Genomic DNA, 634 nt, shown 5'->3' on the forward strand with positions numbered 1-634 from the left:
CGCCACTGCGCGGGGTGTTTGATTTAGCGTTTATTGATGAAATTATTGAAGAGTTACCCACTAAACGTATACGTAATAAGAAAACCCAAAAGGATGAGCCTGATCCTTTTTTGCCTAATGAGCGTTTGGCCATACTTGATTATATGCAAAGCCATTGGAGGGATGATAAAGAGATTTGGTATTTGTATTTCGTTTGGCAGTTTTGGACCGGTTGTCGCCCTGGTGAATCATTGGCCATAGACTGGGCTGACATAGATATAACCAATCGACTAGCAAAAATAAGTAAGACGTTGAGCAGTGGCAAAGTTCAGCTGTCAACTAAGACGAATGAGATCCGCAATATTTATCTCAATGATAAGATATTGGTCGTATTGGATAGACTTAAGCAACTAACTGGCCACCAGTCGCGGCTGTTTATCAGCTTGCATACCGATGAGCCATGGACACGACCGGACAAATTGTCTGAGAAGTTTCAGGAAGTGCTACCAGTGATCGGTATAAGAATGCGACCTGCTTATAATTGTCGGCATACTTACGCGACGACAATGCTCAATAGTATGATCGATGTTTCTGCAGCAGCTTATCAGATGGGCCATGATATTATTACGTTCACCAAAATCTATGCAAAGTGGAT

General features: G+C 42.1%; 1 protein-coding gene. It reads left to right on the plus strand.

The window, feature by feature from the left end; all coding sequences use genetic code 11:
• Positions 1-634 (plus strand): tyrosine-type recombinase/integrase (locus tag Q7C21_RS22410; protein ID WP_375151144.1); only part of this gene is annotated, 634 nt, incomplete at both ends.

The sequence above is a fragment of the Pantoea sp. ANP04 genome (assembly GCF_041982285.1).
Taxonomy (GTDB): Bacteria; Pseudomonadota; Gammaproteobacteria; order Enterobacterales; family Enterobacteriaceae; genus Pantoea; species Pantoea eucalypti.